Raw genomic sequence first — 8,353 nt, forward strand, 5'->3', positions numbered from 1 at the left:
CCGGTCCTGGGTGCGGCTGTCGCGGACGGCGTGACCGGGTCGGCCATGGGACTGGGTTACTTCACACCGGCGTCGGGAGCAACGCGCCCGCGTCGCACCCAGCGCCAAAGCGGCGGCAGAAGGGCCAGGACGCCCATCCCGGCGATCGGCAACAACACCCGGGGGGTGAGGATCGCGCCCAGGGTCAGGGCGCCGTTCTTGGCGAACACGTGGCCCAGGCCCGCGCCAATGCCGGCATAGACGAAGGAGCTGGGGGTCATGCCCAGGATCGAGGCTCCCAGGAAGGTGCGCAGCGGAAGGTTCATCAGGCCCGAGGCGACATTGACCAGCAGCAGTGGAAAGGCGGGGATCAGCCGCAGCGTCAGCAGATAGGAGAAGGCGTCGGCCTTGAACCCCTCCTCGATCCGGGCGAGCAGGGCTCCGGGCTTGCGGCGCAGGAAGTCGCCAAAGGCGGTGCGGCAGACGGCGTAGACGACGGTCGAGCCGCCCGTGGCGCCGGTCACCGCCAGGAAGCCGCCGGCGAATGGGCCGAACAGGAAACCACCGGTCAGGGACAGAATCAGGGCGCCGGGGATCGAGACCGAGACCGTGGCGACATAGAGGGCGACATAGATCAGGGCGCTGAGGGCCGGATGCGCATGGGCATAGGCCTGCAGCCCGGCGCTCTGGGCCTTGAGCGTCGCGAGCGAAAGGCTGTGGGCCGCGCCGCTGGAGACCGCCCAGCCCCCAGGGCCACCAGGACGACCAGCGGTCCGAACCGGCGAAGCCACGCCGTGGGGTTGGCGGGGGTCATGCGGTCCCCACTGCATCGACGACCGTGACGAACCCCTCGGCCCGCAAGCGGGCGGCCAGGTCGCGCTTGATCCGCACGACCAGGCCGGGTCCGCCATAGACCAGGGCCGAGTAGAGCTGCACCGCGCGGGCGCCGGCCCGGATCTTGGCCAGGGCGTCCGCGCCGGTCGCTATCCCTCCCGCCCCGATCAGCGCGACGCGACCGCGATTGGCGGCATGGAAACGGGCCAGGACGGCGGTGGAGGCGGCCAGCAGGGGCGCGCCCGACAGGCCGCCCGCCTCACCCTTGGCTGCGGACCGCAGACTGTCGGGACGGGCGATGGTGGTGTTGCTGACGATGATGCCGTTCAGGCGCGCGGCGATCACGGCCTCGACGATGGTCTCGACCTCGCCGTCCTCGAGGTCCGGCGCGACCTTGAGGAAGATAGGATAGTCCACGCCGTCGGCGCTGAGCCGGGTCCGGGCCTCGGCCAAACGCCCCAGCAGATCCTCGAGCGCGGCCTTGGTCTGCAGGGCGCGAAGGCCCGGGGTGTTGGGCGACGAGATATTGACCGTGAAATAGTCCGACAGGCCCCAGAGACGGGTCAGCCCCGTCACATAGTCAGCCGATCGGTCGGTCGCGTCCTTGTTGGCGCCGATATTGGCGCCGACCACGCCGCCGCGACCGCGCCTGCGGCGCAGCTGGGTCGCGAAGGCTTCGAGGCCGGCGTTGTTGAAGCCCATACGATTGATCACCGCCTGGTCCTCGGTCAGCCGAAACAGCCGCGGACGCGGGTTGCCGGCCTGGGCCAGGGGCGTGACGGTGCCGCATTCCACGAACCCGAAGCCGGCGGCCAGCATGGCGTCGGGGGCCTCGGCGTTCTTGTCGAACCCCGCGGCCAGACCGACGCAGGACGGCAGCGACAGGCCGGCCAGATCGATCGCCAGGATGGGATCATTGATATCGGGATCGCGCGGCCCCAGCCCGGCCCTCAGCCCGCGGATCGCCCAGCCGTGGGCATCCTCGGGATCCATGACGTGCAGGGCGCGGGCGGCCAGGTCGTGCAGACTCATGCCAGCACGCTCAGGTCCGGCACGCCATGCGCGTCGAGCTCCAGGTCGCGTTCGGCCAACACTTCCTGGACCAGCAACGGTCGATAGAGATGGGGAAACAGCGCCCCGCCGCGCGAGGCCTCCCATTTCAGCGCCTCGCCCAGGCCTTCGGTCTCGACCGACAACAGCATCAGGTCGCTCTGGCCGGCGAACCACTTGGCCGCCGTTTCCTGGGCCTGGTCGGCCGCGGAGAAGTGGATGAAGCCGTCGGCCAGATCCACGGCCGAACCGGTGAACGCGCCGCTGGCCTTGGCCTGCGCCCATTCCGCCCGGGACAGGATCTTGTAGATCAAGGTCATTCGCCGCCTTGCCCGCCGTGTTCCGAAACATAGAAGAGATGGGTCATGGTCGGTGCGCCGTCGGCGCTGATCGCGAAGACCGCCACCGTCGAGGTGGGGAACTTGCCGCGCAGGCGGGCCAGCAGGCCCGGGTCGGGGGCGCCGCCCTGGGCCAGGCGCAGGGCCAGTTCATGCAGACCCGGATTATGGCCCACGACCAGCAGGGTTCCACGCTCGGGACCCGCCTCGCGGATCGCCGCCAGAACCTCGGCGGCCTCGGCGTGGTAAAGGTCCTTGCGGAAGTCCACCGCCGTCGCCGGGAAGCCGGCCTCGAGGGCCTGCCAGGTTTCCCGCGTGCGACGGGCCGAGGACACCAGGGCGACATCGGGCGTCAGCCCCGCCTCCGCCAGTAACCTTGCCATCAGGGCGGCGTCGTCGCGGCCCCGTTCAGCCAGGGCGCGTTCGAAATCGCCGCCCGTCGCGGCGTGCCGTTCAGCCTTGCCGTGGCGCATGAGGATCAGTCGGTCCATGTCCCCTCCATAGCGGTCGCGAGCCCGCGCCGAAAGCGCGCGGTTGACACCATCTTCGTCAAGCGGTCCAAGGCGGCATGGCTCACCTCGATCTGGCTTCCACTGGACGTCTGGGCGGCGGAACCTGGCGGTTTCCCGCCGATCAGCCGCTGGTGCTCGATTCGGGCGCCCAGCTAACTGGGCTGGAGCTCGCCTATCAGACCTATGGCGCGCTGAACACCGACGGCTCGAACGCCGTCCTGATATGCCACGCCCTGACGCTGGACCAGCATCCTGCCGGCGTCCACCCCAACACCGGCAAGCCCGGCTGGTGGACGCGACTCATCGGTCCGGGCAAGCCGATCGATCCGGCCCGGCATTTCATCATCTGCAGCAATGTGATCGGCGGCTGCATGGGCTCGACGGGCCCCGCCTCGATCAACCCGGCGACGGGCCAGCCCTACGGCCTGGCCTTCCCTGTGATCACCATCGCCGACATGGTCCGCGCCCAGGCCATGCTGATCGACGCCCTGGGCATCGACACACTGCTGGCCGTGGTCGGCGGATCGATGGGCGGCATGCAGGTGCAGCAATGGGCGGCCGATTATCCGGAGCGACTGTTTTCGGCGGTGATCGTCGCCTCGGCCTCGCGCCATTCGGCCCAGAACATCGCCTTCCACGAGGTCGGTCGCCAGGCGATCATGGCCGATCCTGACTGGCGCGGCGGGGCCTACGCCCAGCACGGCGTGCGTCCGGAAAAGGGCCTGGCTGTCGCTCGGATGGCCGCTCACATCACCTATCTGTCCGAGCCGGCCCTGCAGCGGAAGTTCGGCCGCGAACTGCAACGCGACGGTCTGTCCTGGGGCTTTGACGCCGACTTTCAGGTGGAAAGCTACCTACGCCACCAGGGCGCCAGCTTCGTTGATCGCTTCGACGCCAATTCCTACCTCTACATCACCCGGGCCATGGACTATTTCGACCTCGCGGCCGGGGTCGGCGGGGTTCTGGCCCAGGCCTTCACCCGGGCCAGGAATGTCCGGAATGTCCGGTTCTGCGTCTTGTCCTTCACCAGCGACTGGCTCTACCCAACGGCGGAGAACCGTCACATCGTTCGCGCCCTGACGGCGGCGGGCTGCCGGGCCGCCTTTGTCGAGATCGAAAGCGACAAGGGTCACGACGCCTTCCTACTGGACGAACCGGTGATGGACGCGGCCCTGCACGGGTTCATGAGTTCGGTGGATCGCGAGCAAGGGCTGTGACGGTGATCCGCGAAGACTTCCGGGAAATCCTGCGCCTTGTTCGGCCCAGCTCGCGCGTTTTGGACGTCGGCTGCGGCGAGGGCGCCCTGCTCGACCTGCTGACCCGTGAAAAACAGGTCGACGGCCGGGGGCTGGAGATCAGCGCCGGCGGCGTGGCCGCCTGCATGGCGCGCGGCCTGTCGGTGGTCCAGGGCGACGCCGACCAGGACCTCGACCATTTTCCCGACCGCACCTTCGACTATGCGGGCTGTCCCAGACCCTGCAGGCGACCCGCAATCCGCGCCATGTGCTCAACGAACTGCTGCGCATCGCCGATCAGGCCATCGTCTCTTTCCCGAATTTCGGCCACTGGCGCGTCCGCTGGTCGTTGCTGAGTCGCGGACGCATGCCCGAGACCAAGGCCCTGCCCGACCCTTGGTGGGCGACCAGCAACATCCATCTGTGCACCCTGGCCGACTTCCTGGCCCTCACCGACGATCTGGACATCCGCATCGACGCCTGCGCCGCCTTCGCCGGCGGCGGGCCGGCGCGGGCCATCGATCCGTCGCGGGCGCTCGAGAACTGGCGCTCGGAGAGCTGCCTGTTCCTGCTCAGCCGCAATCCGCCGGCCACAGTCGTGGAACCTCCGGCGGTCTCAGGCGATCTCTTCGACGGATGACGCTTCGCCTGATGACCTACAATGTCCACCGCTGCGTGGGCGGGGACCGCAAGCTCGATGTCGAGCGGGTGGCGGAGGTCATTGCGGCTGAACGTCCGGACGTCGTGGCCTTGCAAGAGCTGGACGTCCGCCGAGCCCGCACCAACAGCGTCGATCAGGCCCACCGGCTGGCCGAGCTTCTGAAAATGACCTTCCACTTCCACCCGGCCATGGCCGTGGAAGAGGAGCTGTATGGCGACGCGATCCTGACCGCCCTGCCCGAGCGCATGGTCAAGACCGGCCCCCTGCCCTTCTATCGCGGCGTGCCCGGCCTGGAGCCGCGCGGGGCCCTGTGGATCACGGTCGACGTCGGCGGCGTGCCCGTGCAGATCATCAACACCCATCTGGGCCTGGTGCCCCAGGAGCAGAAGCGCCAGGCCGCCGCCCTGCTCGGCGAGGCCTGGATGGCGTCCGACGCCTGGCAGGCGCCCGGGATCCTGCTGGGCGACTTCAACGCCAGCCCCTATTCTGCGACCTATCGGATGCTGCGCGCGGCCCTGCGTGACGCCCAGAGCCCGCAGGCCGGTTGGAGCCGCCCGGCCACCGCGACCTTTCCCTCAAGCTTTCCGTTCATGCGCATCGACCACGTGTTCCTGACCAAGGGCCTGCAGACGCTGTCGGTCAGTTCGCCCTATGACGCCCGCGCCCGAGTGGCCTCCGACCACCTGCCGCTGGTGGTCGATCTGGCCATCACCGCCGCAGGTGCTCGGGCAGGTCCGGCGGCGGCAGCATCAGACGCTCCAGATCCTGCTTGAGACGCTGACGACGCCCCCAGGGCCGCCAGGCGTCGTCCGGGGCGATGGCGTCGCCCAAGCTCCAGTCCGCCACGAATTTCTGGAAGCCTGACAGGGGCCTGTCCGGCACCGGAGCCAGACGGCGCGGCGCCCCCCGGCGATAGTCCAGGGCGTTGATGGTGGCGGCCAGGCCGCCCTCGCGCTCATAGGCCTCAAGGAACTGATCGGTGGTCACGCCGACGAAGTGGCCGATCAGCCTTGCCATGAAGCCGCGAACCACGGCCCGATCCTGGTCATTGTGCGCCTCGAAAGCGACGTCGCATTCCGTGTCGAGGCCGATCGAGCGATTGTTGAGATTGGCCGAGCCCAGTCGCAGCATCCAGTCGTCGATGATCGCCACCTTGGAGTGGACGATGATCATGCCGCCCTTGGCGGTGCGCGCGCTGAAGGCTGAGAAGCGACGATGGACATCGACGTGGTGCAACCGGTTGATCGCGGCGGTGCGGGCGCTGTCCATGGTGATCTGGTCGAAATAGCTGGGGCTGCGCGCCGGCCCGACCGTGACCACTTCCGGGCCATCGGGCTCGGCCAGACGCTCAGCCAGGGCCTCCACGATGATCGGCGAGGTCAGATATTGGTTCTCCAGATAGATCAGCCGCCTGGCAGCCCGGATGCTGGCCAGATGCAACAGCATGGTCTCGTTGACCGCGGGCTGACCTTTCCAGACGGGCTGGGTGCGACTGATGGCCAGACCCACCTTGCGGATGTCAGGCAGCAAATAATCCGGCCAGGGCGACAGCGCCGGCTTTTCCGGTGACGCGACGGTCTCGCCGGTGGCGTTTTTCCAGCGCGCCTTGAACAGGTCGCCCAGGGCCTCGGCGGCGGGACCGTCGACCAGGGTGGCGACCTCGTGGCGGGCCGGATAGCGGCGTCCGGTCGGCAGCCTGCGGCGCGGGTCGCTGTCGAGGTGGTTGATCGTGTCCCAGCGGTCGACGCCGATGTCGCCGCCGCTGAGCAGCGCCACCTGGCCATCCACGACCACGACCTTCTGATGATGGCAGGCGCTGGCCGGCAGGGTCTGGTCGAGATGATACTTGACCTTGGAGCCCGCGAAGAAGGCCGCGCCGCGCTGGGGGCCAAACAGTTGGGCCGCCGCGATCGGGAACGGCATGGCCCAGGTCAGGACCCGCACGTCGAGATTGGGGTTCAGGGCCGCCTGGCGACGCAGCAGAAGTCCGATCCGGTCGGCGCGCAGCGGGTCGCGGCTGCGCTTGACCCGGTCCGGATCGAGCCGCGTCAGGGGGTCAAACACCCAGGCTAGAATCCAGATCGAGCGCTTGGCGCCGAGCAGGATCGACTTGAGCGCGTCAAACGCTTCGTCATTGTCGATCAGCAGGGCCAGACGATCGGCGGTTTCAACCCGCCAGCAATTGGCGCCGGGTCGGAAGATGGATGGTTGCTCGGCCATGACGCCCCTGATGTTCCAGCCGACTTGAACGCAGGCACTGGCCTTATGGCTCCGCTTGGCGCGAGAATTCCGCAAACGGGTCCCGGGTAGACACCGTCCCCGGTCGATAGGCTGTAGAGGCCGAGCAGCGCCAGCCGAGCGCGAGGCGGCGATCAGCCGGCGATGGCGGCCGCGTCGCGCTCACCGGTGCGGATCCGCAGCGCCTGTTCCAGGTCCATGACGAACACCTTGCCATCGCCGATCTTGCCGGTATTGGCGGTGCGTTGCAGGGCCTCGACCACCGACTCGACCACGTCGGACGGCACCGCGATCTCCAGCTTGACCTTGGGCAGCAGCTTCACCTCGTATTCGGCGCCGCGATAAACCTCGGTCTTGCCCTTTTGCCGGCCATAGCCGCGCACCTCGGTGACCGTCAGGCCCGAGGCGCCAGCCTCGGTGACCGCCTCAAGCACCACGTCGAGACGGCTGGGCTTGATGATGGCGACGATCATTTTCATGGGTGAGCTCCCGCTGACGACGGCTTTGACTCGCCTAGGCTAGGCCCGCGCGGCGCGGGCTCCAAGAGCGAACGGTCATTTCCTGGCGCGGGCGCCTTGCGAACAGGCGCCGCGCCGCCCTGGACGGGCAGCAGGACGCCCGGCGCGAACACCCGGACCCGCGCCCGGCTGCCGCGCGGCTTGACGGCGAAGGTCTGCTTGACGGCCTCCATCAGGATCAGACCGGCGAAACGCGGCCAAAGCCGGGCCCCGACCTGCTCGAAACCCTCGGCCCAGCGCGCCGCCACGGTCATGGGCGGGACATACAGGGCGCGAGTCCAGCCGGCGGGCTCCAGATCGGCGTCGCGCAAAAGGACTTCGAGTTGGCTGCGCGTGAAAGGTCGACCGTGACCAAACGGTGTCGCCTCGGCGCCGGCCCACAGGCCGTCACGCGACGCGACCGCCACGATCAGCCGGCCCGAGGGCGCCATCACCCGCCAGATTTCGCGCAGGACCGCGCCGGGGTCGTCGGCTTCCTCCAGAGCATGTACGGCCAAGATCCGGTCGAACATCGCGTTGGGGAACGGCAGACTGGTCTCCTCCACCAGGGCGGCCTGGTTGCGCTGGCCAGTCGGCCAGACCTCGACGCCCTGCTGGGCGGGCATGGCCGCCACCACCCGGCGGGCGCTGACCCGCGCCGCATCAAGAAAGGGCGTGGGATAGCCCAGACCCAGGACGTCGAGCCCACGGGCGTCGCCCCAGGCCTCGACGACCTTGCGTCCCAGCATTTCGCGCGCCGCCCCGCCGAGCGGCGTGGCATAAAAGGCCCTGAGGTCGAGCACGTCGCGGCGCATTGAGTCTCCCGGCTGTCGGCCTCATCTATGTAGGCGGGCGCGAGCGCCGCGTCACGTCCAGCACGTCCACCCAGAGCCGAGGCCCCATGCCGCTGACCGTCCACCAGTTTCCCTGCCTGTCGGATAATTACGGCTTTCTCGTGCGCGACGACGCCACGGGCCAGGTCGCCACCATCGACACGCCTGACGCGACG

9 protein-coding genes and 2 pseudogenes are annotated in these 8,353 nt (G+C 68.8%); 4 read left to right on the forward strand and 7 right to left on the reverse strand.

All coding sequences use genetic code 11. The features are described 5' to 3' along the window. Positions 1-56 precede the first annotated feature (56 nt). From CSW58_RS06435 to CSW58_RS06450, 4 genes are read right to left on the reverse strand one after another with little or no spacing between them, the layout of a single operon-like run. Complete coding sequence (locus tag CSW58_RS06435) at positions 57-770, reverse strand: TVP38/TMEM64 family protein (RefSeq protein ID WP_236627686.1); 714 nt, start codon at positions 768-770, stop codon at positions 57-59. Positions 771-789: 19 nt separating this feature from the next. After that, a complete protein-coding gene (locus CSW58_RS06440; protein WP_099446732.1) occupies positions 790-1,845 on the reverse strand; it encodes a quinone-dependent dihydroorotate dehydrogenase in 1,056 nt (351 codons plus the stop codon). After that, the gene (locus tag CSW58_RS06445) at positions 1,842-2,183 is read right to left on the reverse strand and encodes a DUF952 domain-containing protein (protein WP_099446733.1); all 342 of its coding nucleotides are present in this window, start codon (positions 2,181-2,183) and stop codon (positions 1,842-1,844) included. The genes CSW58_RS06440 and CSW58_RS06445 overlap by 4 nt, the downstream gene beginning before the upstream one ends. Next, on the reverse strand, positions 2,180-2,692 hold the full coding sequence (locus CSW58_RS06450) for a histidine phosphatase family protein (RefSeq protein WP_099446734.1): 513 nt from the start codon (positions 2,690-2,692) through the stop codon (positions 2,180-2,182). The genes CSW58_RS06445 and CSW58_RS06450 overlap by 4 nt, the downstream gene beginning before the upstream one ends. A 77-nt stretch (positions 2,693-2,769) precedes the next feature. On the opposite strand from CSW58_RS06450, the gene CSW58_RS06455 reads away from it, so the two are divergent. From CSW58_RS06455 to CSW58_RS06465, 3 genes and pseudogenes are all read left to right on the forward strand, one after another. Next, the gene (locus CSW58_RS06455) at positions 2,770-3,930 is read left to right on the forward strand and encodes a homoserine O-acetyltransferase (RefSeq protein WP_099446735.1); all 1,161 of its coding nucleotides are present in this window, start codon (positions 2,770-2,772) and stop codon (positions 3,928-3,930) included. Further along, positions 3,927-4,588 (forward strand): annotated as a pseudogene (gene metW, locus CSW58_RS06460) (methionine biosynthesis protein MetW). The gene CSW58_RS06455 and the pseudogene metW overlap by 4 nt, the downstream one beginning before the upstream one ends. After that, positions 4,585-5,382 carry an endonuclease/exonuclease/phosphatase family protein gene (locus CSW58_RS06465; protein WP_099446736.1) on the forward strand — a complete coding sequence of 266 codons (798 nt, stop codon included), beginning with the start codon at positions 4,585-4,587 and terminating at the stop codon, positions 5,380-5,382. Before metW ends, CSW58_RS06465 begins: the two are co-directional and overlap by 4 nt. On the opposite strand, the gene CSW58_RS06470 is transcribed toward CSW58_RS06465, so the two are convergent. The 3 genes from CSW58_RS06470 to CSW58_RS06480 form a co-directional block, all read right to left on the reverse strand. Further along, positions 5,318-6,829, reverse strand: coding sequence for a phospholipase D-like domain-containing protein (locus tag CSW58_RS06470; RefSeq protein ID WP_099446737.1), 1,512 nt, complete (start codon positions 6,827-6,829; stop codon positions 5,318-5,320). The two genes, CSW58_RS06465 and CSW58_RS06470, sit on opposite strands and share 65 nt — an antisense overlap. A gap of 152 nt (positions 6,830-6,981) precedes the next feature. Further along, positions 6,982-7,326 carry a P-II family nitrogen regulator gene (locus tag CSW58_RS06475; protein WP_099446738.1) on the reverse strand — a complete coding sequence of 115 codons (345 nt, stop codon included), beginning with the start codon at positions 7,324-7,326 and terminating at the stop codon, positions 6,982-6,984. After that, positions 7,323-8,159 (reverse strand): class I SAM-dependent methyltransferase, encoded by an 837-nt coding sequence (locus CSW58_RS06480; RefSeq protein ID WP_099446739.1) that lies wholly within the window; start codon positions 8,157-8,159, stop codon positions 7,323-7,325. Before CSW58_RS06480 ends, CSW58_RS06475 begins: the two co-directional genes overlap by 4 nt. Before the next feature lie 86 nt (positions 8,160-8,245). Here CSW58_RS06480 and CSW58_RS06485 point away from each other — a divergent pair. Next, a pseudogene (locus CSW58_RS06485) lies at positions 8,246-8,353 on the forward strand (hydroxyacylglutathione hydrolase); the annotation flags it as partial.

The sequence above is a fragment of the Caulobacter sp. B11 genome (assembly GCF_002737765.1).
Lineage (GTDB): Bacteria > Pseudomonadota > Alphaproteobacteria > Caulobacterales > Caulobacteraceae > Caulobacter.